We start from the raw sequence: 25,033 nt of genomic DNA on the forward strand, positions 1-25,033 counted from the left end.
GTCTTGCTTGTCACAACAATGTAATATGATGACTATGTAATGACGCACATCAATAGTCAAAAATGAGCAACATAGCCGTGAATCCACATATTCTTGTCGTAGATGATGAAGCTGCTATCCGTGACATGGTGCGTATGGCACTGGAGATGGATGGTTTTACCGTATCCGATGCCAGCAATGCACACCACGCGTCCAAAGTTTTGGAGCAGGAAGATATTGATTTGATCTTGCTGGACTGGATGATGCCGGGCATTTCTGGGATCGACTTTGCCGGACGTATCCGGCGTGAAGGCAACACGCAAGTCGGCATTATCATGCTCACCGCCAAAGACGATGAAGACGACATGGTACGCGGACTCGATGTCGGCGCGGACGACTACATCAAAAAGCCTTTTTCGACCAAGGAAATGTTGTCTCGCATAAATGCCGTGTTGCGTCGCTTGTCCAGTAACCAGCTTTCTGGAGATGTGGTGTCTGCTGGCAAGATCACAATTGATTCAGATCAGCATCGTGTGCTAATCGACGGAGAAAATGTGGATTTCAGTCCCACCGAATTTCGTCTTCTGCACTTTCTGTTAACGCACCCTGACCGGGTCTTTGCTCGCGATCAGCTATTGGACAATGTCTGGGGTAATCAGGTGTATGTTGAGGATCGCACCGTCGACGTCCATATTCGACGTCTACGCAAGGTGTTAGAGCCCCACCAATGCGACAATTACATCAATACAGTGCGTGGCGTGGGCTACCGTTTTTCACTGCCATCGCACTAATTTTCTGCCATAGACTATGCGTCAAGACATCTGGAAATTCACCTTACTTTTAATCATCGCTGGCATTGTCGGCTTGGCGCTTGGCGCACCATTGGTGACTCTGTTAGTGATGGCCTTGGGCATAATTGGCATGCAGATCTCTGGATTGAGATCATTACGGAAATGGGTTGAGAACCCGGGTGGAAATCCCATGCCGGAAACCAGCGGTCAGCTCTACCAACTGCACCGCGATTTGAGTCGCAAAGACGCGCAATACACCAAACGTAAACGTCGATTGAATGAGTTCGTCAGTCAGTTTCGTAGCGCCATCGGTGCACTGCCAGACGCCATTGTACTCATCGATAATGAAGGCAAGATCGAGTGGGCCAACGGCAATGCGGAGCACTTGCTGGGAATACGCTGGCCCGCAGATGCTGGTCTGCGCTTTGTTAATTTGATTCGAAATGCAGACGTGGCGAAAATGCTCCGACCCTCAGAACCGCCAACTGAGGGCGTTGAGGTAACCGGCACGGTGCACAGCCAGATCATTAACCTAAAATGCGTTCGCTACACGAATCAACAACGCATGGTGATTGCGCGTGATGTCAGCCGCTTAATTCAAGTCAATAAAATGCACGCTGATTTTGTGGCCAATGTCTCACATGAGCTGAAAACGCCCTTAACGGTGCTGCGCGGTTATTTGGAGATCATTGAAAATAGCGCCGACCTACCCCAGAAGTACCTAAAACCTCTGACCCAAATGCGAACTCAAAGCGCGCGCATGCAATCTATTGTCAGTGACCTTCTGTACCTAGCAAGACTGGAAGATCATAACCACCGCGGTACCTTTCAAACAGTCGATGTGACTCATGTCATCAATGCCATTATGGAGGCTGTGCAACCATTGATCGCTGAGAAGAATCATAAAATAGAGTTAGATGTGGATTATTCCTTGAGCATTCTCGGGATTCAAACCGAACTCTACAGCGCGTTTAACAATCTCATCACCAACGCCATCCACTACACGCCAAAAGACGGACTCATACGCGTACGTTGGTGTGCTAGCACCGACGGCGCATCCTTCTCAGTGATAGACAATGGGATTGGCATTGCACCTCAGCATATTGAGCGCCTAACCCAGCGTTTTTACCGCGTGGACACTGACCGTTCTCGTGACAGCGGAGGCACCGGACTCGGCTTGGCCATCGTGAAACACGTTTTACAACGTCACAATGGCGAACTGATCATTGAGAGCAATGAAGACGTAGGCAGCGAGTTTCGTTGTTATTTTCCAACCGAGCAATTGGTCGTGGTCAAACGCACGCAATCAGACGCCGACTCTGAATCTGCCTGACCCGACTCGGCCTGCCCAGCCAACCACACGAATCAATCACCGCTGCCACTGAAACCAATTTGAGCGATCACATAGGCATGATCACTTGGTTTGTCGCTGACCTCCCCGGGCGTCACACCAATCAATTCGTTGCCGTGCAGAATTTCGTACTGACAGTCTCTTTGCGTCGCCGTCGCGTTACTCACCACGCCATGCATTAAGACCTGCAATTTTCCACGATGGTTATAGTCGTAACGTTCTTCTGGGGGCAATGAGAGCACCAGATTAGTGGCATCCTCACCAGTAATGATGGCCAAAGTATCACTGTGTTCAGTGTCATTAAAATCACCGGTAACGTAATACTCAATACCGGCCGCAGACAAGGCGTCCATTTCGACTCGGATGGCACGCGCCTGAGCATGTCTTACGTCGGCCTTTGCATCCACACCCGGCGCAAAGGCAGTTGGTGCAAAAATACTTGCTTGGTGTCGCTTGGAAGCTAAATGCACATTGATAACGGCTAATGTTTCGCCCGACGCCTGTTCAGTAAAATGGCAAACCAGGGCCTTGCGTGAATCAGCGAAACTCGGATCATCTTGACCGAGCACTCTCACTGACCTTGGGTCCAAAACAACGCGGTCAGGACGATACAAATAGGCATTTCGAATATTACCGCCTGGCTGACCGCCATCCTGACCGCTGACCGGCGCCACATCGATCGCTTGGTACTCGACCCCACTCAACTCCTTAATCAAGGCAATAAGCAATGCGTAAGTGGCACTGGCATCAACTTCGGTGGTCAGCTCCGCACCGTCATTATCCTGAATCTCTTGCAACGCAATAATGTCGGGCAACTGAGCCTGCAATACAATCGCCTGAGCCAGCGTATGGAAACGACCTTCCCCAACATCGTCATCCACATCCAAACGTGGATTGGTGACTCGTGTCTGTGCTTCAACGTGTGGATCCAGGTTAAAACAATTCAAGGTGAGAATCGAGATCGCGCCAGCGCGAGAGCGAATGCTGGACGCACTCAACTCTACAAAGTTTTGGTCAAACTCAAACGCTGCACTGACCGCCAGCTGATATGCGTCTGAGCGGTAATGCAAAGGACCGACCACTGGCGATGTCAAAGTGGCACCCAGATTAACGCGCACCGCATGATTGGGATTAAAGATCCGAAAACCCGGATACCAGCGCATCGGGTTCTCGGCCTGAACAATGGCACCACCTTGCGGCGAACGAATCATTGATGTATCGGGCTTAGGTGCATCCATTGCTATCACATAGTCACCATGAAAGTTACTTGGCGCGATAAAGGTTTGGCCTGGCGCAATGCGCAGCAACATACCTTCCAAAGAGTTCAGCACGGTCGCGAGTTCATCATTACCCTGAGGCAACAATTCCTGCGTCAATTCAAGCGGCCGCACTCGGCGACCTTTGGCGTTCAACACATGCGCCTGATCCAGTTGTATCTGGGTAACTGGTTTGGCGGTCTCATGTTTGTAGTAGTCAACGCACTCACCATGCACCTCTAAGTAATCGTCTAATTCAGGCTTCCACAGAGGACTGTACACAAAAACTGCATCTGAACCGCGTTCATCCCATTCTTTGTCTGGCGTTTGAACATAAAAACCGCGCCGCAACACACCAGTAACCATGCCATGTACCAGTACCGTTTTGCCAGCATAGGGTGATGTCAGGCTGTCGCCCTGAATATCTCGAATTGAAAGGTGATCCACGATGAACTCTGTGTCGAATTGGCTTATACAGAGTATAACGAAAAATGGTCAGATAGCTTATGCCATCTGACCATTCAATGAGCGCATGGATTAGCGCGAGTAACCCTTAGAGGTTGCTACCCGAGTCGTTCCTTAATCCGGTCAAACGCAGTGTGACGGACATCCTCGCCTTCAACCAAGTAAATCACGTTCTCACAAATATTGATGCAATGATCGCCGATGCGTTCGAGTGAACGGGCCGCCCACATAACGTCGAGGGCATCAGAGATATTGTCCGAGTCCTTTTTCATCAAATTTACTAATCGCACCACCACGCGCGAGTATTCCTCATCAATATGCTGATCCATTCGCATGTTCAGCACGGCTGAACGTGAATCCATACGGGCATACGTGTTCAAGGTGGCGTGCAAAAGCTCCTTGACGTGTTCACCCAATGACAACAAGCCCTTGAAGGACTTATTCGACGCGTCGTTATCTAATGCATGGCGGACCATGGTTGCGACCCGTTCGGCTTCGTCGCCAATACGCTCCAAATCACGCACTGATTTACTGGTGGCAATAATCAAACGTAAGTCGCCTGCGGCGGGCTGCCGTTTAGCTAAAATCTGGGTACACTCTTCGTCGATCAACATTTCCAGCTTATTGACTTTTCGGTCCAGCTTCTCAACATCGACAATCTGCTCACTTGAATCTTCACGCAGGGCATGCAGAGCTTTATCCAACTGCGCCTCAACCAGACCGCCCATTTTCAGGACGCGCGCGCGAATTTCTTCCAGTTCTTCGTCAAATTGACGGGAAATATGCCCACCAACTTTAATTTCTTCGTTCATAATTTTGTACTTACAATTCTGATTTGTTCAAAGGGCTGCGGCGATTATCCAATTCGCCCTGTAATGTATTCTTCCGTGAGTTTATGCTCAGGATTCGTAAATACAGTGGATGTATCGTTCACCTCGATCAGTTTACCAAGATGAAAGTAGGCAGTCCGTTGTGATACACGTGCCGCTTGTTGCATCGAGTGCGTCACAATGCAAATGGTGAAGTTCTCACTCAATTCATGAATCAGCTCTTCAACTGTCGCCGTTGCGATTGGGTCCAGTGCAGAGCAAGGCTCATCCATCAAAATCACTTCTGGATTAACCGCAATCGCACGTGCAATACACAGTCGTTGCTGCTGACCACCAGAAAGACCCGTGGCTGGCTCCTCTAATCGGTCTTTAACTTCTTTCCACAAGCCACAGCGAATTAAGCTCTTCTCCACCAATTCGTCCAGTTGTACTTTATTGTCGGTTAGGCCGTGGATTCGCGCTCCGTACGCCACATTTTCATAAATGGACTTGGGGAACGGATTAGGCTTCTGAAATACCATTCCGACCCGAGCACGCAGCTCGACAACATCAATTTTTTTGTCGTAGATGTTCTGAGACTCGAGCAACAATTCGCCTTCAACCCGACAGATATCGATGGTGTCATTCATACGATTCAAACACCGCAGGAATGTAGACTTACCGCAACCGGATGGACCAATCATAGAGATGACTTGGTTTTTACCAATATCCAAGTTCACGTCGAAGATTGCTTGTTTTTCGCCATAAAATACATCGACGTTGCGCACGCGCATTTTAGGATCGTCCAGTAATGGAAAACCCGTTGTCTGATAAGTTTCGCTCACGATTTCAGCCTTACTAATTTGTGCATTATTCATAATAACTGCCTGGGCACCTAGAGTACCTGTCTTTACCAACGTCGTTCAAGGCGTTTGCGTAACCAAACGGCCAAACTGTTCATACAGATCAAAAAGGTCAACAGCACCATAATCGCAGCTGATGTTTTCTCAACAAAAGCGCGTTCTGGGCTGTCGGACCAAAGAAAAATTTGTACCGGCAACACGGTTGCGGGATCCGTAACGCCAGCTGGTGTGTCGACGATAAACGCGATCATGCCGATCATCAACAGCGGTGCTGTCTCGCCCAGTGCCTGCGCCATACCGATAATGGTTCCAGTTAACATACCAGGCATGGCAAGCGGGAGCACATGGTGTATTACGGTTTGCACTTTAGAAGCGCCCATCCCCATTGCGGCATCACGGATCGACGGCGGTACTGCTTTAATTGCTGCACGACTGGATATGATGATTGTTGGCAATGTCATCAACGTCAAAACAAAACCACCAACCAATGGAACAGAACGCGGCAGTCCAAAGAAATTGATAAACACGGCTAAGCCCAACAGGCCAAAAATAACCGACGGCACGGCCGCTAGATTGTTAATATTGACCTCAATAAAATCGGTAATCTTGTTCTTTGGAGCAAATTCTTCCAAATAGATCGCCGTGGCTACCGCAATCGGAAACGAGAACACCAACGTTACCAGCAAGGTCAATATCGACCCAACCACAGCGCCTTTAATCCCCGCTAACTCCGGCTCACGCGAGTCTGAATTGCTAAAGAAAATGGTATTGAATTTTTTCTCTACCGCGCCGGCCTTCACCAACTGGTCAACAATACTCTCTTGTGTTTCGCTTAGACGACTAACCTTTTCATCTGGACTCAGGTCACGACCGTAACTGTGTTTGTAGTAGGTATCAAAGTCATCATCGGCGATCATGCTAATACGCTGGGTAGTACCGATTAATGTTGGATCAGCCACCACCATGTCACGCAGAATCAACGGCATATCGCTGGTGAACAACGCATACAGATCGCGTTTGTCTTTACGGCTAGTCAAATCTGGATAGCGCTCACGCAGAGACTTCTTGAAAAAGGAGCCAAAACTGGCGGCCTTAATTTCCGACTCTGTGCTGTTTGGTGTCAGACCCAATGCATCCGCATCAAAGGTCACTTCTAAATTTACATACGTTTGGGTAAACGCACCGAAGCCTTTACTGATGATGTCGGTGAATAAAAACAACACCGCCGCCAAGCCAAATGCAATCGATAACCGACCGAACCACCGGAAGCGCTTCTCGGCAGCATGACGTTTTTTCAGTGCCGCAGCTCGTCGCTGATCAGTATGCTCACGCAGTGAATCAGGAGATTGTTGTGTTTTATCAGTCATACTGTTCTCGGTACTTTTTAACCACACGCAATGCAATCACATTTAGACACAGCGTGATAACAAATAGAAATAAGCCTAGCGCAAACGCGGCCAGAGTTTTGGCGCTGTCAAACTCTTGGTCGCCCACCAGTAGCGTGACAATTTGAACGGTAACGGTGGTCACTGCTTCCAACGGATTAACAGTCAAATTTGCCGCCAGGCCAGCCGCCATTACCACGATCATGGTTTCACCGATCGCGCGAGACGCGGCCAACAAAACGCCACCAACGATCCCCGGTAATGCAGCTGGAAAGATCACGCGTTTAATTGTTTCAGACTGCGTAGCCCCTAAGCCATACGAGCCATCACGTAGACTCTGCGGTACAGCGTTGATCACATCGTCAGATAACGACGACACAAATGGGATGATCATGATGCCCATCACAATCCCCGCTGCCAGCGCACTCTCAGAAGACACCGACAGGTTGGCAATCCACTGAATGCCGTTGTCTGCGCCCCAGTCCCGGAATGCATCTCCAATGTTTCGAATTGCTGGCGCGACAGTCAGAGCAGCGAAGAAGCCGTAAACCACGGTGGGCACACCAGCCAGAATCTCAAGTGCCGGCTTAACAATGCTGCGCACGCGCGCGCCGGCATACTCAGACAAGTAAATGGCTGACATCAGACCGACCGGCACCGCGATCAACAAGGCGATAAACGAGATCAATAAGGTGCCAACAATGAGTGGAATCACACCAAATGAGCCGGAAGCGCCGGTCTGGTCAGCGCGAATGGCAATCTGAGGACTCCAGTGTGTGCCGAACAAAAATTCGGTGAATGGCACTTTTTGAAAAAAATGAATCGATTCGAATAGAACCGAAAAGACGATACCAAAGGTCGTGAAAATAGCAATGCTGGAGCAAATAAACAGCGTGGCATTAAATACTCTTTCGACGGAGTAGCGCGCATTGTTTTTCGCTCGGACCGCCCGCAGCCCCAACAACACGCCAATCACCAACACGCACAGTGCCAGAACTGGCATGGCTTTACTGCTGACAGCATTGAGGCCTTGTAGACGCTCAACTGCAGGCCGATACTCCACGCCCAGCTGGTCAACCGTGCCGATGCCCGCGGCTATATTCTCAACCTGATTCAGCACTAGACCCAGGCTTTGTTGGCTTAGCTGCTTGGTTTCTTCAGGCAGCGCACTCTTGACCAACGAGGAGATGATGGCCCCATCGACCATCATCCACAGGGCGACCACCAGCAATGCGGGTATTAATGCCCACATGCTCACCATGGTGGCATAGTAGGTCGGTAACGTAGCGAGGTTGCGAATACCGCCAATCGGCTTAGCAATCTGCTGGGATCGCTTGTATCCCAACATGTATGCGACGGCCGAACCAGCCAAAATTATTACTAACAGAGAAGATAATGTCATTGTACGAATTGGATTAGCGTGTAGTACAACCTTTCGGCTAGGTGACCCAGAAATGTGGAAGCTTAGCCAGCTTAGGGCCGCGATTTTACAGGATCGTGACAGTTTCTGAAAATAGGCTGAAATAATACCTTATTCAGAACACAAAAAAAGAAGCGGATGAGAGCAAATCCCATCCGCCACGTTTGACCTGAGGCCCCCCGTCCAGGGCAAGCCAGCCGAATCTTATCGGCGGCCAAGCTCGCCCTGTCGAGAAGATTTGTTAAAGAGCCAGGTTTTTCAACGCTTTTGCGCTGCTCGCCATCTCTTCATACTTTTCAGCATCCAAAGGAATCAGGCCTTTATCGATTAAATAGCCATCTTCGCCGATCGTATCTTCAGAGACAAAGGCATTCAGATACTCTTGGATACCTGGAACCGTGCCGATGTGTGCTTTCTTCACGTAGAAGTAAAGTGGACGGCTTACTTTATACTTGCCGCCGGCAATAGCTTCGAACGTGGGCGCCATGCCATCAATCACAGAACCTTGAACTTTGTCTGAGTTTTGATCAAGGAAACTGAAACCAAAAATACCCAATGCATTTGGATTGGCAACCAGTTTATTGACGATCAAGTTGTCGTTTTCACCCGCTTCGATGTAGGCACCGTCTTCACGAACTGCACGACCGATGATTTTAACCACGTCTTTACCAGAAGCAGAGTCACCTTTCTTCTTCACTGCTGCAGCCCAAGCACTTTCAATACCCAGCTTAGCAACGAGTGCTTCAATTTCAGCTTTGTCTTTTGAGCCACGTAATGTGTCGATATCTGCAACTTGACGAGCGCCGCCTTCCAGCGCAAGCTCAGCAAACGCGTCACGCGTTCCAGATGTTGGAGGAGGACCCAACACCTCAATTTTAGTTGCAGGCAGCGCTGAATTTACGTCTTTCCACGTCTTGTGTGGATTCTCAATCAGTTTACCGTCTGGGCCAGGAACCATTTTCGCCAAAGCCATATAGATATCTTTACGAGACAACTCGAAAGAAGTACCACCTTTCGCATTGGCCAAAACGATGCCATCATAACCAATCAGCACTTCAACAATGTCTTTGACACCGTTAGCTTGACATTGTTCAAATTCGCTCGACTTAATGCGACGTGATGCGTTGGTGATATCAGGTGTTGCAACACCGACGCCTTTACAGAAAAGCTTCAAACCGCCACCAGAACCTGTGGATTCAACTTTTGGCGCTTTGAAATCAGATGATTTGCCGAACCGCTCAGCAACCACGGTTGCGAATGGGTATACGGTCGAAGAACCAACAATACTAATGGTATCGCGTGCTGCCGCCGTTGAAATGTTAAAGGCAGCGGTTGCAGTCACCATGCCAAGTACTAATTTTTTCACAGTTTTTTCTCCTTACTATTTAAGGTATCGGGGGGGTTATCTAAAAACTGTGGCCATCCTAATGAAATTGTGTGACAAGATTATGACAGCAAACAACGCTGTTTTAGCTTGGACTATTTAAGCACAAAACCCTGTTTTTTCAGATATTCCTGCATAAAATCGCGCGTTTGCGTTCGAGCCTGCTTCGCCATCTGCTCACTCCATGACATCGTCAGCTTACCTTGGCTGCGGCGCACATAATATTCTCGGACATGTGTATCGTAAGTATCAATTTCTGGTGCATGCTCTACGGCACTCTGATACCGGTCCCGATACAATACTGTCTCAAGTGGTAAGCGCGGTTTTCGCTCTGGAGACTGGTCGGGGTAACCCAGGCACAGGCCGAACACAGGAAACACAAGCGTTGGCAATGCCAATAATGAGGTCACCAGATCTGGATTATTTCGGATCCCACCGATGTAACAACATCCAAGTTTATTTGCCTCTGCAGCAACAACGACGTTTTGCGCGAACAGCGCGGTATCCACCACGGCGGCAACAAACTGTTCTGTCCAGCTAAAATCAAGTTCTTCATCTGCGACTAGAGACGAACGGTGTGCATTGCGATTTAAATCAGCGCAAAACACCAGAAATTCAGCCGCCGTTTCGATATACATCTGCCCACCGGCCAATTCAGCGAACTGACGACGCAGTTCAAGGTCGCTCACCTGTATCACAGACACGGCTTGAATATACGACGACGTGGATGCCGCCTGTCCTGAGGCAATCAGGTCATTCAATAATGCTGGCTCAATTGGCTTATCCGTAAAACGACGAATCGATCGATGCTGCTTTAGCAGCTCAGTAATTTGAGAAATGTACATCTATCAAAGGAAATAATGGGGCATGAGCTGCGTAATTCTAGGTAACTCTGGTCTCCTGAACCAACACGTACGGTGCAACCACCAAGGTCCACAACAGCTGATTTTCGGCGTGCCAGCGTCGGGCGTGGTCATTACTCGGCGGCGCGAGCTCGCCCGCATCGATCAACGGCGTTAGCGTACTGGCATCATCACTGGCAATCGCGGCACCAATCACGACCAAATCGTGTGCGTCGTCAACACGCAGAACCTTACCTTGAGCGAAAAAGCGCTCCAAATCGCGCCACTCACATCGGGCAGTTTCACTGAGAAGTTTTGCGAGTAGCGATTCGTGACGGGACGCTTGAGTATCCACAGCAGACATAAAACAACTATTAAGTATTGCGGCAGGAAACCTCGTTAAGAGGTCATAAGACAGCGTAACGAGGCCCCTAGGTTTTTGACAGCAGATTATTGGATTGGCTTCTCCATCGCCTCTTCCGCTGCTTCTTCAGCCTCTTGCGCTGCGTCTTCCGCGTCATCCATCGCATCTTCAACGGCATCTCCAGCGTCATCCATCGCATCACCTGCGTCATCCGCAGCACCACTCATCGCATCTTTCGCGTCCTGCATTGCGTCACCGGTTGCTTCCATCGCATCTTCCGCCATCTCAGCAGCGCCATCAACGGCATCGGAGGTCGCTTCAGCCACAGCATCGCCGGCGTCTTCCGCCATCTCGGCAGCAGAATCAACAGCGTCGGCGGTTGCGTCAACTGCATCCGATGCAGCTTCTTTTGTCGCTTCGATGGCATTGCTAATCGCGTTATCTTCCTGCTTGCTATCACAGGCAGCGAGTAAAACGAGCAAGCCGGCTACAACGGCAGACTTAGTAAGGTAATTCATGGGGCCTCCTTAAATATAGGATTAACGGTTCATACACTAATGGGGTAGCAAATTACATAAAACACACAGTGTTTATGCGCCTTTGCGCCGTTCATTATACTCAAGCTAGCGCGGACTACCATGTAAATCGCGAATAATAGAAACCCACTGAATTCGGGCTGTCTCAATTAATTACAGATTAACAGACTCGGTTTTATTGATTAACGGCAGACTTTGTAGTAAAAATGCCTGCTTATTTTTACAGGTGTATTTTCGGTTTTCGCGTCACCATACCGAGCCACGTGCGCAGCCAGTATCTGCACAGTCGTATACGGGTGTTAGAAAACACGCTAAAACCTTTCAATCTGAGGTCACAAAAGACTCGGATTACCCCAACCCACCGCGTGGCCACCCATGCAGTGTGAGTGCAAATGTTGGGGGCAACGGTAATTCAACTTTAAACTACAAGTAGTAATAACGTGACTAAGAAAAAAACATCGGCAGAAGCGGCCAAGTCTGACAACTTGATTCATGGCATTGAGCCTTACAATGAAAAAGCGGGCGAGGAATATATGAACTCGCAGCAAGTTGAGCATTTTCGCAATATCTTGTTGTCTTGGAAGCGTAACCTACTCGACGAGGTGTCACGCACCATTCACCTGATGCAGGATGAGAACATTAATCACCCTGACCCGAACGACCGCGCCAGCCAAGAGACCGACATGTCGCTCGAATTGCGTAACCGCGACCGTGAGCGAAAACTACTCAAGAAAATTGAGCAAACCCTGGTTCGTGTCGACAATCAAGACTATGGCTGGTGTGACCGCTGCGGCATTGAAATCGGGATACGACGCCTGGAAGCACGCCCTACCGCGGAGCTCTGCGTCGACTGTAAGACCTTGAATGAAATCAAAGAAAGACAAATGATCTAGCACGACTGATTTCATAACAACCATAAAAAAGCCCGCTTCAAACGCGGGCTTTTTTATTCCGTCAAACTGTTCAGATTAGGTATTACCAAGCGACTCAGGTTCGGTAACAAACTCAACATAGGCGCCTTCCTGCAGCTCGTTGACCCATTGCTTGTACTCACGATCAGCTCGCTGTCGGCGTAAAATTTGATCGGCGCGGCCGCGGATCATTTGTTCGGTGATGTTCTTCTTACGGCGGTCATCCACGATAATGATGTGCATACCGAATTGTGTTTCAACCGGGAAGCTTATTTCACCCAAAGACAGCTTCTGAAACGCCTCCTCAAAGGGTGGCACCATTTCACCCGGAGAAACCCAATCAAGGCTTCCACCATTGGCGGCTGACACTGAGTCATCCGAGTAAATTCTGGCCAGTGCAGAGAAATCTTCGCCCTCAACAATACGCTTGCGCAGCTCACGCAACTTTTTGGCGGCCTGCGACTTTGCCACACGAGACTCCGCTGAAATTAGGATATGCCGCACCTTGCTCTGGATGATTTCAGTCCGGTCGCCCTTCAGATCCAACAGTTTGAGAATGTGATACCCATTGGCAGTGGTCAATACCGGAGATACGTCGCCAACCTGCATGTCCTGTAAGGCGCTGACGTAAACTTCTGGCAACTGCGCAGCATTGCGCCAGCCAATCACGCCGCCATCTTCAGCATCGGTCGCTTGAGAATAAGCTGACACGGCTTGTTCGAAATTCATGCCCGTACCGATTTCACTACGAACCTGCTGTGCCAGTTCGGCAGCGCCATCACCAGTCTTAATTAATATCCGGGCGATCTCATATTCCGAGGTATCTTGATCCAAGTTATTGGCAGCGATAAATCCATCAATCTCATATTCCGGCACAATTACTCGCGAGCGAGCGTAGTAATCAGTGAAGCGTGAAATCACCATCGAATCGCGCACTGATTCAACAAACATATCGAATGGTTGACCCGTATCTTGTACCTGTCTGCGCATCTGGTCCACTGTCACATCCTGTTGGGCGGCAAAACGCTGCAGAGTGGCTTGCACTTCTTCATCACTCACCGTGATACCACGACGCTCAGCCTCCTGCACCTGAAGGCGATCGCTGACCATGGTGTCGAGCAACTGCTTGGCAAGCCCCGGTGGCGGCGTTTGACCGCTGTTACTCAACTCATCCATCACGGTGGCCATACGATAATCGAATTCTGATTGCGTGATGACATCCTCATTCACGATGACAAGCACACGATCCTCATACGCCACCGCGTTAGAAAGTGGCAATATAGTACTAGCCAGAAGGCTGGCGGCAATGATTATTTTTTTCAATGTTCTTCTACCCTTGATTGTTGACTATCAACGTCAACAAATCTTATAAACCTGTTCGGATGCGACCCAGTGACGTTAGTTCCAACTCCACAAAAAAGGAAGTTCGCTTGTCTTCGATATTACGATTATGAATTCGGTCTGTGCCGATAAACCGAAGTTTCCAGCAGCAGGCGTTATACTCTAGCCCGACGGTGGTTTCTAAGCTTTCTGAGTCCTCCACAGAATAACGCTCAGAGCCAAAAAACTGCCAACGGTCTGAAATTGGCCAATTGGCAGACACGGCCAACTGATCCACCACTCGAGTGCCAAAATCTGATCGATAGTAACCAACACTCACATTCTTGCGATCATCGTCGTCAGGTCGATACCCAACCGAGAAACGCGCGGTGCGCAACTCACTCTCGTCGTGATCGTATTGCAGGAAAGTGTAGGTTGACCACGGGCCGTTGGATTCAGTTTGCAACTCGGCCAACAAATCACCCAAACCACTCTCTTGTACAGGCGAAGACGCGCGCAAGCCCTGTTCCTGGTCTTCCAGCAGCACCAACTGACCAATTGAAGCCTTCAGACGCTGATCACCCGATTCATTGTCCAGAATTCGAGTCGTAACACCGATTGTTACTTGGTTGGTATCACCGACGCGGTCATCACCATAAAAGCGGTTTTCACGGAAAATCCCACTGAAATTATTCAAGGCCACCGCTGCTGTGTCGAAAAGCGGTAATTCATCCTGGTCCTCTTCCGGCGCATAAACATAGTAGACGCGTGGCTCCAGTGTTTGCAGTGCGCCGTCGCCAAACCAACTAGCATTGCGCTCAAATACGACCCCTGAATCAACGCTAAATACCGGAACCGTTGAAGACGGGTTATCATCGAATTCATCAGTGTCGAGATCCAGACTGTAGCTACGTGAGTACACTGAAACCCGTGGTTTCACATAACCCCAGATATTCTCCATCGGCAATTCCACATACGGATTCATGGAGGTTCGTGAACCTTCAAGACGGGTATCCGAACCAAAGCTGGTGTAGCTCGCATTCAATCCATAATTTAAGCCCCAGGGTCCCTCCGGCAGATTCGATGAAAAACCGACTGACGGCAATCGCTCATACGGCGTCACGATACCGGAGATACTGTCATCGATAACCTGATACTCGTTGGCTCGAACACTCATACGAAAATACGGATTAGAGTACGCCAACTGCACATCACGTGGCACATAGGTCGCAGAGTAGTATTGGATATCATTGCGCAAGTCATCGAAGTAATCGATGTCTGACACATCATTATAATTGACCTCACCGTACAAACTATCGGTGAACTGCTGGCGATGACGAATGGTCAAGTAGGCACGATCATCATCGATTTCGGCGTCCGGCTGCCCAGTAATAATGTTCTGTTGTTCCTGCTCTGCACGATAAAAATCATCGCCCGGCAGAAAATCACCATAAATATACGTCGCGGAATTCAGCGACTGGTGGCGATATTCAACCCCAACCTGCATTCCACGATCTGTGTAGTAGCGCGGCGTAATGGTGGCATCTTGGTTCTTTGCAATGTTCCAGTACCAAGGCACTTCAATGATATTGCCAGAATCTTGATCCGAACCAAATCCAGGTGTTAGCAAGCCGGTTTTGCGCTCATCATTCAACGGAAAAGATAAATACGGCGCGTAAAAAATAGGCACGCCCTTAAACCGCACTGTCGCGCCACGCGCCTTACCAACCCCGGCGGTACGATCTAGCTCCAACTCACGCGCGCCAACAATGACGCTGTCGTTGCCTTCTGGGCAGGTGGTGTATCTGGCCCGCTCCAGCCGCACCACACCTTCACCTTCTAAATGTAGTTTGTCTGCCGAGCCGCGTGACTCGATAAACGCCGTATCAATCCCATCTTCCGACTCTAAACCCTCAGACAATTTAAACTCGGTGTTGGTCATGCTGCCAATCTGAGTCGGCACATGCACATCGATCTCATCACTGGAAAGGTAATCGCCATTCTCGGAGATCATTTCCACCTGCCCCTGCGCAATGACTCGCTCAGAGGATCGGTAGTAACGAATACGGTCGGCCACAATGGTTTGTCGTCCCTGCTGAACTTCCGCATCGCCAGACAACATCACCAGGTCTTCACCTTGCGCCTCCACCTCGTTTGCTTCTAATGAAATCGGATACTTGCCTTCCGAATTTTTGGCCAGAGATGGTGTCTTAAACTGCAGCTCGGATGGCTTACATACGCAGTTCTGGCCTTTACATGCGCCCTGCACCACGCCCGACCAGAATATAAATACTGCGACACTTGCGAGTGCAATGCCTCGTTTCCTATAAAGTGATTTCAAATTCACTCGCGCACCTTTGTATGGGTTATTGATTTATGCTGGCGGTTTTATAATGTGTTTCCCCAAGCATGGCTATTGTCGCCAGGACGAATAGTACAGAAACCACCAAAACAATCCCGCGTACGGCAAGTAACTGGGTGGTCATCGAGTTTCAAGCTCGTTGAGCTGAATTTCTGTATACTTGGAGCGTCGTATTATAGAGCAATAAGCACGGCTCTGCTAAGCCACGATTAAGCGCTTTTAATTAAACTAATCCGCCGCAAAATCATTTGTCTCGGTATTTAACCCTGTCACCTGTATTTAGACACTACTTTGGACCCTCGTTTCTTACAGGCCCGCGAATGGGCAACCCAGCAAACCGGCTATCTGACCTCGCCCATTCAGTCGATGCAAGCCGCATCTGTCGACGCTAGTTTTCGACGTTATTTCCGCATTATCACAGCCCAACAGCGTTGCATACTGATGGATGCGCCGCCAGAGCAGGAAAATGTGACTAAATTCGTACAAAACGCAGATGCATTGCGCGCTATCCAAGTAAAAACACCAACCATCTATGCACGAGATGACAAAAACGGTTTTTTGTTGCTGGAAGATTTTGGAGACACAACGTATTTATCCGCTTTGACACAGTGCAATCTCGCACCCGACACACTTTACCGCCAAGCGATCGACAGTCTGGTTCAAATACAGTCCGGTCCACGGCTAACCCCAACAGCACTGTCATTGCCTGCTTACGATGCAGATTGGCTATCAATGGAATTTGACCTGTTCCGTGAATGGTATGTCGAGCGCCATCTCGGCGTCGAGTTAATACCGAAACACGTCGCCATCCTGTCGGCCCTGAAAACCACGTTGGTTGACGCCTGCCTCGAGCAGCCCCAAACCTGGGTGCATCGCGACTTCCATTCTCGCAACCTCATGCTGATTGACGGCGACCAACCGGGTGTATTAGATTTTCAAGACATGGTGACTGGTCCTCTGACCTACGACATTGCTTCGTTACTCAAAGACTGTTATGTCGCCTGGCCCAGAACGCAACAAATGGCCTGGCTGGCGAGTTACTGGCAGCGCGCATCAATGCAGTTAAAACTGCCCGATATCGACTTTGCCACACTGACGCGCTGGTATGATTTTACTGCACTGCAACGCCACATGAAGGTGTTGGGCATTTTTTGCCGCTTGAACTACCGCGACCAAAAACCACACTATATGAACGACCTACCTCTGGTGGCAAATTACGTGCTCGATACCTTGGCGAGGTATCCAGACTTTTGCCCCGTTCAAGAGGCTTTGGGTGACTTAATCGCACAAGCAGCAAACGCATGAGCAAGACACGACAAGTCAATCAGACGACTGTGTTAATTCTTGCCGCTGGGCGCGGGGCGCGCATGCGTGAACTGACGCAACATACTCCTAAACCACTGATTAAGTTAGGCCAACACAGTCTTATTGAGCATCACTTGATGCGCCTCGCAGCACTCGGATTCAAAGATATTGTGATCAATATTGCGTATTTGGCTGAACAGATATCGGCTGCATTGGGTGATGGTTCACGCTACGGCTTGCGGATTCGCTATTCCGATGAATCCAGCACCGGCGCGTTAGAGACCGCGGGCGGCATTGCCAACGCGTTACCTCTACTCAAAAGCGACCACTTTATTGTGATTAATTCAGACATCTACACCGACTTCGATTATCGGCAACTGCTGGACGTAACGGACCATCACGCACATCTGGTTTTGGTGCCAAACCCGGCGCATAACCCGCTAGGCGACTTCGGCCTCACCCAACAAGGTATCGTGGTGCGCAAAAAATCACCTGAACCGACCTACACATTTAGTGGCATCGCGCGCTATGCGAAATTACTGTTTAGCGACGTACCGGTCAAAAAGCAGCCGCTGTCACCCGTATTCGACACACTCATTCAACAAGGCACATTGCACGGTTGCCTGTACAACGGTTTATGGCAGGATGTTGGCACGCCGGAACGGTTGAAGGAAATTGAACAAGAACAGCCACTTACAACTGAGTCAGAAAACAATCCAGCACTTGACGTTTAACCTGTTCCGAGTCGAACTGATCATTCAGCTCAGATAACTGTGTGACCACCAACCCTTGATATCCACATGGGTCGATGTTCTTAAAAGGCTGCATATCCATACGCAAATTGAAACTGAGCCCGTGGTAACTCATTCCGCGCCTAATCCGCAATCCTAGCGCGGCAATTTTCGCACCGTCAACGTACACACCTGGCGCATCATCTCGTCGGTCACCTTTAACACGGTGCAAACTCAAGGTGTCGATAACACATTGCTCCAGCCCATGCACCAGCGACTTCACGCCAATACCATAGCGCTTCAAGCGCAGCAACGGATACATGACCATCTGACCCGGACCATGATAGGTAATCTGTCCCCCGCGATCTGTTTTCACCACCGGAACGGCGCTGGGTAATAACGGATCAAGCTGACACGCCGTACCTTGTGTGTAGACCGGAGCATGCTCAACCAGCCACACCTCGTCGAGGTCCTGCGGGTCGGCATTGGCCACATGTTCACACATAGCCTGGTAGGCGGCTTCATACGGTACCAGCCCAAACTCACGCACCAACAGCCGATGACCACTGCCAGAGGTCACCTGCCGGGTAGCACGTGGACTTAACGACTGAATCACGGTCATTATTAGAGGGTCATAACGACGCGTTTGGACTGGCCAATTATCAGGTAGATCGACTCCAACTGGTCTCGACTCTCCAGTCGAACCTTGGCCGTCACAGACTCAAATTTACCAGTACGGCTCTCGTTTGACTGCATATCCAGCAACGCCTCCGCCGTCACCAACGGCGAAATCAAATCTTGTATGTGATCAAGCGCTGACTGCATAGGGTCTGCGCGACACATTGCTTTAAACGCAAAGTCGCAAGGATATTCGATCAGATCAAAGCCATCTTTGGCTTCTGGGCCGGGAATGGTTGCGTCGCTACTCATAATTAAAACTCGCTTATCTACTTACTCTGAAAACAGTTTATGGGTACTCAGCTTAATAGAATCAACCAGGCTTTTCCACCAACCGCCCTCGGCCACACCCGTCGATGCAATCAATGGCACATCGGCAATTACGGTATCACCAAGCATAATACTTGCCATCCCCAGAGGTGCGCCGTCAGCGATCGGCGCTTCAAAGTACGGGCTATGGTGAAACTCAGTACGCAGATTGTCGCGCTGCCCTTGTGGCACCACCACGTCCATCGACTGCATAGGCCGCAGTGTTACTTCGTCAACAGTCCCCCCGTAGACTCGAGCGGTGACCAACTCGTCGGACGCTTTTACCGCGCGTTGCGCGTCGTAGGCCGCAAACCCGAAATTCAACAATGTCAACACCTGCTGTTCCCGGGTACGCTCACTTTCAGACCCGAGCACCACCGCGATCCAGCGTTCACTGCCGCGCTGCGCGCTGGCAACCAGACAAAAGCCAGCGGCCTCAGTATGCCCAGTTTTTAAACCATCGACACTGTCGTCTTTCCACAGCAAACGATTACGATTTCGCTGCGTTATATTATTGTGTGTGTATTCTTTTTCGGCGTACCAAGAGTAGAACTCTGGATACTCCCGAATAATGGCTGCCGCCAGCTTGGCAATATCATGCGCCGACATCGCGTGTCCTTCAGCTGGCAAACCCGTGCTGTTCTCAAAATGTGAGTGCGTCAATTCAAGCTTGGCAGCGGCCTGATTCATCAGCTGCGCAAATGCGTGTTCGGTACCACCCGTGTATTCCGCCAGGGCGATTGCTGCGTCATTACCCGACTGAATGATGGTGCTCTTCAACAAATGCGCCAGCTCGATCCGGGTATTAACATCGGCGAACATCCGAGAACCTTCGGCACGCCACGCCTTTTCACTGATCGGCACCTGATCGGACAGCGATACATCGCCATCACGAAGACGCTCAAACACCACATAATTCATCATCAACTTGGTGATACTGGCTGGCGGCAAAGGCAAGTCGGGGTTGTGACCCGTGACCACCGCCCCGCTGTTCATCTCCATTAACACCCAGGCGGTCGCCTCGATCTCTGGTGCCGGTAAGGAGCCCGCAACCACCTCTGTCTGCTGCGCATGGACTGGCAATACAGCCATCATGCGTAGACCCACTACAACGACAATAAAACAACGCTTAATAAACACAACTAGACCCTGACAAAGATAAAACGTTAATTCGTATAGGCGCGCGCAATCGCGACACTCAAATCGTGCACAGCCATCGCGTATAACACGCTGTGATTGTACTCGGTAATGGCATAAAAATTTGGGTGCGTATAGAAATAACGCGGCATCGGTACATACGCTGACTGTGATTCACCAATCTGCGCTGAGTGCGATTCCGCTGCTGGCTGACTCACGACCCATTTACTGGACTCGGTTATAGGTTTAGAGACCCGCTGACTTCGCGGTGTGTTGCGTACCACCGACGCCGGCAGTTTTAAACGCTGACCACGGTAAATAGTCCCGCGCTTATTTAGTTTATTCAGCGAAAACAACTGTTTACAAGGAACTGAAAACCGCTCTGCGATCTGACACGCGGTATCACCGGCACGCACAATATAGTAGTCCCGTTGATCGTCATCCGGCACTATTTCGCTGGCATCTAACATAAGCACATTAAGCCGCTCGTTCGCGGCTACGCTGGCCCCAATTTCGGCACCCAATTTGCGTAGATCTGCGGCGATATAAGGCGTTTTTCGATTTCGATTAGCTAATTCTGCAACTGGTTCCGCGACCTTCTGGTGCGCAGTGGAGGTAATCGCACCACCCGGTTGCCATCCGTTGCGTTTTAAGTAATTTGCCACACTCCCGATTGCATCCACTGGCTGTGACATCAAGTCAGTCACACCATCACCAGAAAAGTCGACTGCGTAGTGACGGTAACTACTGGAAATAAATTGTGGATAACCAACTGCGCCCGCATAGGACCCCACTATGGCATGCGGGTCTAGATTATTTTCTTTGGCGAGAAGCAGAAACTCCTTTAACTCTTTGGTGAAAAATTTGCTGCGCCGCGGATAGCCGACCGAGAGAGTAGTAAGGCTGTCCAGCACTTTGTGCTTACCGACAATGCGTCCAAACTTGGTCTCAACCCCAATGATAGCGACTATCACGCTCGCCGGTACGCCATATTCTTTTTCTGCGCGAGCCAGTGTCTCAGCATGCTCCTGCCAAAACTCAACACCCTGTTGGATACGCTCTTGCCCAAGAAATATTTTGCGATATTTACCCCAGGTCAATCGATACTCAGCGGGGTTCATCATCGCGTCCAGTACCGATTGCTGTATTTCGACGTCCTTAAAAATCGCGTCCAGCTCTGCTCTGGAATAGTAATTCTGCGCGACCAGTTCCTCTGCCACAGCACGCAATTGCGCATGGTCATCTAAGCTGATTGCGGCAACCTGAGACCACCAACCGTGTGCGATTACTGCCAAAGCGATGACAACAATTTTTTTCATATTACCTACCGAGATACCAAGCTACGTGTATTGTGAATGCCCATTAAAATGCCAAACCCAGCCATCAACGTTACCATGGAGGTGCCGCCATAACTGATTAAAGGTAACGGTACACCAACCACGGGCAATAAGCCGGAAACCATACCAATGTTAACGAAAACATAGAAAAAGAAGGTCATTGACAAACTGCCCGCCAATAGACGCGAAAACGTGTCTTTAGTGTAATACGCAATATACAAACCGCGTGCCGTTAGCCCGACGTATAAAGTCAATAGCATCAGCACACCGATAAAACCCAGCTCTTCAGAAAATACAGAAAAAATAAAATCCGTGTGGCGTTCTGGAATAAAGTCTAATTGCGACTGACTGCCTTCCATCCAACCTTTACCCTGTGCGCCGCCGCTGCCGATAGCGATCATAGACTGAATCGTATGATACCCATCACCGAGCGGGTCGGACCAAGGATCAAATAAAGTCTGGATACGCCGCTGTTGATACGGATGCAAAAACTGGTATAGCACGGGTGCCGCCACCGCACCAGCTGCGATCAAAATACCTATGTACTTCCATGCGAAGCCGGCCAAAAATAGAATCAAGGTGCCGGACATCAAGATTAGTAAGGTGGTTCCCAAGTCTGGCTGTTTCAAGATTAAGAAAGCGGGAACAAACAGGACCAGCGCGGCATAAACTAGATTTTTTGGTGACGGTGGTAAGGTCTTGCGCGTCACCACCCAGGCCACCATCATTGGCACGGCCAATTTCATCGCCTCTGACGGCTGAAAGCGCACCACGCCCAAATCCAGCCAGCGCTGCGCGCCTTTTCCAACATCGCCGACCACCAATACCAGCACCAACATTAGCAACCCGACGGCATACAGATACGGCGACCAGCGAAACAGTGTATCGGTGCGGATTTGTGCAATCACCATCATACCGATCATGGCCACCACCATGCGAATTGCCTGGTTCATCACAATGCGTGGATTTTCACCGCCTGCGCTCCATAGAATCAGTAGACTGCCGCCACACAGCATCAACAAGCCGAACAACAAAGGTAAATCGACCTTAACCCGAAACATCAGACTGACCCTCCGATACGGCGTCTGGAGACGCCTCGTCAATTTCTTGGGGTTCGGGTTTAGGTGCGTTTGCATCAATACCCAGTAAATAATAATCCATTACTTTGCGGGCGACCGGTGCCGCCACGCCGCTGCCACTGCCACCGTTTTCAACGATCACGGCAATCGCAATCTTCGGGTCATCAACTGGGGCGAAGGCCACAAACAAAGCATGGTCTTTTTCGAACTCGCTGAGCTTGCTTTCATCGTAACGCGCGCCCTGCGGAATACCGACGACTTGTGCGGTCCCAGTTTTACCCGCCATTGTGTAGGGCGCGCCCTCACCAGCACGCCGAGCGGTGCCACGAGGATGATGTACCACCGCCTCCATCGCATCAATAATGCGCTCGAAATGCGTACTCTTGGCGTCGACCTGACTCAGTTTTGCACCACTAATTTCGCGCACTTCGCGCGGGGCCGGTCCGCCGGTGGCGTGTGCTAAATGGCCGACGATTCGGGGTTCCACACGTTGTCCTCGGTTCGCCAACGTGGCCGTCATCACACCCAGTTGCAACGGCGTAACCAACATATAACCTTGTCCGATTCCCGTGTTTAAACTGTCACCTGGATACCAAGCCACTCCGTAGCGTTCACGTTTCCATTCACGAGACGGAACCAGGCCGGTCGGCTCTGCCGGCAAATCAATACCAGTGCGGTCCCCGAGCCCAAAGGATTTCAGGAAAGGTGAAATTTTATCGATTCCAAGGGTATTCGCCAGTTGATAATAAAACACATCACAGGATTGCATGATCGACTCGGCCATTGACACCGGGCCATGCCCTTGGCGTTTCCAGCAACGGTAGCGATGACTACTGCCCTTTAAGGTGAAATAGCCGTTGCAGTAGACCTCATGACTCGGACTCCAGCCATTCTCAAGCCCCACCATAGAGACCAAGCCCTTGATGGTAGAGCCCGGTGCATACCGGCCACTGAGACCACGATTGAGCAAGGGGCGATCAATATCGTCTCGCAACTGGTTGTAGGACTGATGATCGATCCCGTTCACAAACTTATTTGGGTCGTACACAGGGTTACTGACAAAGGCCAGCACATCGCCACTAGCAGGTTCAATCGCGATCACAGCGCCGCGCTTGCCATCAAGATATTCACGCGCCTTAATTTGCAGCTCAGCATCAATATTCAGATACAAATCATCACCGGATACAGGCGAATTCCGATCCAGCGTGCGGATCAAGCGACCATGCGCATTGGTTTCAACCTGCTCGACGCCGACTTCGCCGAGCAAATGAGATTCGTACTCCGCTTCAATTCCCAGCTTGCCGATGTAATCTGTCCCTTTATAGGCGCGTTCGTCAATATTATCTAAATCGCGCTGATTGATCCGACCGACATAGCCAACCACGTGCACCAGCTCTGGGCCATACGGATAATGCCGCTGTAACTTGGCTTCGACCTGCGCACCGATCAAACGATGGCGATTGACCATAAAACGCGCCACTTCGGCTTCACTCAGATTCAGTTTCAGTACCTGTGCTTCAAACTTCGGACGCGCCCGCACCGCACTGCGGAACTTGTTGATCTGTGCTGGCGATACTTCAATAATCTTGCTCAAATCATTTAGCAAAGCGTCCATGTCCTTGACTTTATCCGGTGCAACCTCAAGCGTGAAGACCGGAACGTTTTCTGCTAACACACGCCCTTCTCGATCATAGATCTGACCACGCACCGGCGGCACCGGCACCAGCCGCACGCGATTATCCTTAGACAACACCTCGAAACGATCAAAGTTATAGATCTGTAAATACCACAGGCGTGCGACCAAAATGAGCACCAGCACCGCCAGAAAAATGCCCAACGCAATCAAGCGTGCGTGAATTAAATTGGTTTCACGAAGGTAATCATTCAGCTGTATTTGTTCCTGCGCCATCGCCGATCTAACGAATACGCGCCTTGCGTCGCATTTCGTCCAACAGAATGAACACAAATGGCCAAACCAGCATGCCGCCTAACAGCGAATACCAATATTCCTTGGTGATAGCAAAGTCGTCCACGATTCCGTACAACCATCCAGTCAGCAATTTAAAAATGCCAACAAACAAGCCCACGAATAGCATCTGCTGCCACATCGACAACATTTTCAACTGCTGACTCAACGCGCTGACCAAAAAGATGAGCACGGCCAACCCGAGTCCCAAGACCCCAAAGGTGCGAACAAACAAGACCTCCAGCAAGGTGCCGATCAGAAAACCCGTGAAAGGACCGATGCGGCCAGGCACCATCAAAGCCCAATACACTAAAATTAAGGCAATCCAGTCTGGCCAAAAGTGAAACAACCAACTCGGCAACTGCACGATGGTCAACACAAATGCGATAAACGTCGACAGCGCCACAGCGATGTGAACACCGATATTGGAACTTCGGTCATGCGGCGACATCG

At 50.1% G+C, this 25,033-nt stretch carries 22 protein-coding genes and 1 pseudogene; 5 read left to right on the plus strand and 18 right to left on the minus strand.

The window, feature by feature from the left end; all coding sequences use genetic code 11:
* Positions 1–62: 62 nt before the first annotated feature.
* Complete coding sequence (gene phoB / locus IE055_RS13725) at positions 63–770, plus strand: phosphate regulon transcriptional regulator PhoB (protein WP_189402180.1); 708 nt, start codon at positions 63–65, stop codon at positions 768–770.
* A gap of 16 nt (positions 771–786) precedes the next feature.
* Positions 787–2,103: a phosphate regulon sensor histidine kinase PhoR gene (gene phoR, locus IE055_RS13730; protein WP_189402182.1), complete on the plus strand. Its 1,317-nt coding sequence runs from the start codon at positions 787–789 to the stop codon at positions 2,101–2,103.
* Between the two features lie 32 nt (positions 2,104–2,135).
* Here phoR and IE055_RS13735 read toward each other — a convergent pair whose 3' ends face one another.
* The 9 genes and pseudogenes from IE055_RS13735 to IE055_RS13775 all read right to left on the minus strand — a co-directional run bounded on the left by IE055_RS13735 (position 2,136) and on the right by IE055_RS13775 (position 11,427).
* Positions 2,136–3,824 (minus strand): DUF8508 domain-containing protein, encoded by a 1,689-nt coding sequence (locus tag IE055_RS13735; RefSeq protein ID WP_189402184.1) that lies wholly within the window; start codon positions 3,822–3,824, stop codon positions 2,136–2,138.
* A gap of 116 nt (positions 3,825–3,940) precedes the next feature.
* Positions 3,941–4,654, minus strand: a complete 714-nt coding sequence (gene phoU, locus IE055_RS13740) for a phosphate signaling complex protein PhoU (protein ID WP_189402185.1) — start codon at positions 4,652–4,654, stop codon at positions 3,941–3,943.
* 44 nt (positions 4,655–4,698) lie between these two features.
* Positions 4,699–5,481 (minus strand): annotated as a pseudogene (gene pstB, locus IE055_RS13745) (phosphate ABC transporter ATP-binding protein PstB); the annotation flags it as partial.
* An 80-nt stretch (positions 5,482–5,561) separates the two neighbouring features.
* A complete protein-coding gene (pstA, locus tag IE055_RS13750) occupies positions 5,562–6,881 on the minus strand; it encodes a phosphate ABC transporter permease PstA (RefSeq protein ID WP_189402189.1) in 1,320 nt (439 codons plus the stop codon).
* Entirely contained in the window at positions 6,874–8,301 is a 1,428-nt protein-coding gene (gene pstC / locus IE055_RS13755) for a phosphate ABC transporter permease subunit PstC (RefSeq protein WP_189402191.1), read from the minus strand. Before pstC ends, pstA begins: the two co-directional genes overlap by 8 nt.
* 259 nt (positions 8,302–8,560) lie before the next feature.
* A complete protein-coding gene (locus tag IE055_RS13760) occupies positions 8,561–9,664 on the minus strand; it encodes a substrate-binding domain-containing protein (protein ID WP_189402315.1) in 1,104 nt (367 codons plus the stop codon).
* Between the two features lie 134 nt (positions 9,665–9,798).
* The gene (gene nfsA, locus IE055_RS13765; protein ID WP_229794301.1) at positions 9,799–10,548 is read right to left on the minus strand and encodes an oxygen-insensitive NADPH nitroreductase; all 750 of its coding nucleotides are present in this window, start codon (positions 10,546–10,548) and stop codon (positions 9,799–9,801) included.
* Between the two features lie 37 nt (positions 10,549–10,585).
* Complete coding sequence (locus IE055_RS13770) at positions 10,586–10,909, minus strand: DUF2288 domain-containing protein (protein WP_189402193.1); 324 nt, start codon at positions 10,907–10,909, stop codon at positions 10,586–10,588.
* Between the two features lie 86 nt (positions 10,910–10,995).
* The gene (locus IE055_RS13775; RefSeq protein ID WP_189402195.1) at positions 10,996–11,427 is read right to left on the minus strand and encodes a hypothetical protein; all 432 of its coding nucleotides are present in this window, start codon (positions 11,425–11,427) and stop codon (positions 10,996–10,998) included.
* Positions 11,428–11,885: 458 nt separating this feature from the next.
* Here IE055_RS13775 and dksA point away from each other — a divergent pair, with 458 nt between their 5' ends.
* Positions 11,886–12,338: an RNA polymerase-binding protein DksA gene (gene dksA / locus IE055_RS13780; protein WP_229794302.1), complete on the plus strand. Its 453-nt coding sequence runs from the start codon at positions 11,886–11,888 to the stop codon at positions 12,336–12,338.
* Between the two features lie 75 nt (positions 12,339–12,413).
* Here the strand turns inward: dksA and IE055_RS13785 are convergent, their stop codons facing one another.
* Entirely contained in the window at positions 12,414–13,679 is a 1,266-nt protein-coding gene (locus IE055_RS13785; protein WP_189402197.1) for a peptidylprolyl isomerase, read from the minus strand.
* Between the two features lie 43 nt (positions 13,680–13,722).
* Positions 13,723–16,023, minus strand: a complete 2,301-nt coding sequence (locus IE055_RS13790; protein WP_189402198.1) for an LPS-assembly protein LptD — start codon at positions 16,021–16,023, stop codon at positions 13,723–13,725.
* Between the two features lie 306 nt (positions 16,024–16,329).
* Between IE055_RS13790 and IE055_RS13795 the strand changes: the two genes are divergently transcribed.
* Positions 16,330–17,343: an aminoglycoside phosphotransferase family protein gene (locus IE055_RS13795; protein WP_229794303.1), complete on the plus strand. Its 1,014-nt coding sequence runs from the start codon at positions 16,330–16,332 to the stop codon at positions 17,341–17,343.
* The gene (gene murU, locus IE055_RS13800) at positions 17,340–18,077 is read left to right on the plus strand and encodes an N-acetylmuramate alpha-1-phosphate uridylyltransferase MurU (protein WP_189402200.1); all 738 of its coding nucleotides are present in this window, start codon (positions 17,340–17,342) and stop codon (positions 18,075–18,077) included. The genes IE055_RS13795 and murU overlap by 4 nt, the downstream gene beginning before the upstream one ends.
* On the opposite strand, the gene lipB is transcribed toward murU, so the two are convergent.
* The 7 genes from lipB to mreD all read right to left on the minus strand — a co-directional run bounded on the left by lipB (position 18,037) and on the right by mreD (position 25,031).
* Positions 18,037–18,696 carry a lipoyl(octanoyl) transferase LipB gene (gene lipB / locus IE055_RS13805; protein WP_189402202.1) on the minus strand — a complete coding sequence of 220 codons (660 nt, stop codon included), beginning with the start codon at positions 18,694–18,696 and terminating at the stop codon, positions 18,037–18,039. The genes murU and lipB overlap by 41 nt on opposite strands.
* A gap of 2 nt (positions 18,697–18,698) precedes the next feature.
* Entirely contained in the window at positions 18,699–19,004 is a 306-nt protein-coding gene (locus IE055_RS13810; protein ID WP_189402204.1) for a DUF493 domain-containing protein, read from the minus strand.
* 21 nt (positions 19,005–19,025) lie between these two features.
* Complete coding sequence (locus IE055_RS13815) at positions 19,026–20,156, minus strand: D-alanyl-D-alanine carboxypeptidase family protein (RefSeq protein WP_189402206.1); 1,131 nt, start codon at positions 20,154–20,156, stop codon at positions 19,026–19,028.
* Positions 20,157–20,227: 71 nt separating this feature from the next.
* Positions 20,228–21,517 carry a lytic murein transglycosylase B gene (mltB, locus tag IE055_RS17895; RefSeq protein ID WP_229794304.1) on the minus strand — a complete coding sequence of 430 codons (1,290 nt, stop codon included), beginning with the start codon at positions 21,515–21,517 and terminating at the stop codon, positions 20,228–20,230.
* 5 nt (positions 21,518–21,522) lie between these two features.
* Complete coding sequence (rodA, locus tag IE055_RS13830) at positions 21,523–22,596, minus strand: rod shape-determining protein RodA (RefSeq protein ID WP_189402208.1); 1,074 nt, start codon at positions 22,594–22,596, stop codon at positions 21,523–21,525.
* Complete coding sequence (mrdA, locus tag IE055_RS13835) at positions 22,583–24,523, minus strand: penicillin-binding protein 2 (RefSeq protein WP_189402210.1); 1,941 nt, start codon at positions 24,521–24,523, stop codon at positions 22,583–22,585. The genes rodA and mrdA overlap by 14 nt, the downstream gene beginning before the upstream one ends.
* A gap of 7 nt (positions 24,524–24,530) precedes the next feature.
* Positions 24,531–25,031 carry a rod shape-determining protein MreD gene (gene mreD, locus IE055_RS13840; protein WP_189402212.1) on the minus strand — a complete coding sequence of 167 codons (501 nt, stop codon included), beginning with the start codon at positions 25,029–25,031 and terminating at the stop codon, positions 24,531–24,533.
* Positions 25,032–25,033: the final 2 nt, after the last annotated feature.

Source organism: Arenicella chitinivorans, assembly GCF_014651515.1.
GTDB lineage: Bacteria > Pseudomonadota > Gammaproteobacteria > Arenicellales > Arenicellaceae > Arenicella > Arenicella chitinivorans.

Excerpts from the sequence above, each read along its gene's own strand:
- phoB (WP_189402180.1), top strand. The coding sequence starts at position 63 with ATGAGCAACATAGCCGTGAATCCACATATTCTTGTCGTAGATGATGAA.
- phoR (WP_189402182.1), top strand. The coding sequence starts at position 787 with ATGCGTCAAGACATCTGGAAATTCACCTTACTTTTAATCATCGCTGGC.
- phoU (WP_189402185.1), bottom strand. The coding sequence starts at position 4,654 with ATGAACGAAGAAATTAAAGTTGGTGGGCATATTTCCCGTCAATTTGAC.
- pstA (WP_189402189.1), bottom strand. The coding sequence starts at position 6,881 with ATGACTGATAAAACACAACAATCTCCTGATTCACTGCGTGAGCATACT.
- pstC (WP_189402191.1), bottom strand. The coding sequence starts at position 8,301 with ATGACATTATCTTCTCTGTTAGTAATAATTTTGGCTGGTTCGGCCGTC.
- IE055_RS13760 (WP_189402315.1), bottom strand. The coding sequence starts at position 9,664 with ATGGTGACTGCAACCGCTGCCTTTAACATTTCAACGGCGGCAGCACGC.
- nfsA (WP_229794301.1), bottom strand. The coding sequence starts at position 10,548 with ATGTACATTTCTCAAATTACTGAGCTGCTAAAGCAGCATCGATCGATT.
- IE055_RS13770 (WP_189402193.1), bottom strand. The coding sequence starts at position 10,909 with ATGTCTGCTGTGGATACTCAAGCGTCCCGTCACGAATCGCTACTCGCA.
- IE055_RS13775 (WP_189402195.1), bottom strand. The coding sequence starts at position 11,427 with ATGAATTACCTTACTAAGTCTGCCGTTGTAGCCGGCTTGCTCGTTTTA.
- murU (WP_189402200.1), top strand. The coding sequence starts at position 17,340 with ATGAGCAAGACACGACAAGTCAATCAGACGACTGTGTTAATTCTTGCC.
- lipB (WP_189402202.1), bottom strand. The coding sequence starts at position 18,696 with ATGACCGTGATTCAGTCGTTAAGTCCACGTGCTACCCGGCAGGTGACC.
- IE055_RS13810 (WP_189402204.1), bottom strand. The coding sequence starts at position 19,004 with ATGAGTAGCGACGCAACCATTCCCGGCCCAGAAGCCAAAGATGGCTTT.
- IE055_RS13815 (WP_189402206.1), bottom strand. The coding sequence starts at position 20,156 with ATGATGGCTGTATTGCCAGTCCATGCGCAGCAGACAGAGGTGGTTGCG.
- mltB (WP_229794304.1), bottom strand. The coding sequence starts at position 21,517 with ATGAAAAAAATTGTTGTCATCGCTTTGGCAGTAATCGCACACGGTTGG.
- rodA (WP_189402208.1), bottom strand. The coding sequence starts at position 22,596 with ATGTTTCGGGTTAAGGTCGATTTACCTTTGTTGTTCGGCTTGTTGATG.
- mrdA (WP_189402210.1), bottom strand. The coding sequence starts at position 24,523 with ATGGCGCAGGAACAAATACAGCTGAATGATTACCTTCGTGAAACCAAT.
- mreD (WP_189402212.1), bottom strand. The coding sequence starts at position 25,031 with ATGTCGCCGCATGACCGAAGTTCCAATATCGGTGTTCACATCGCTGTG.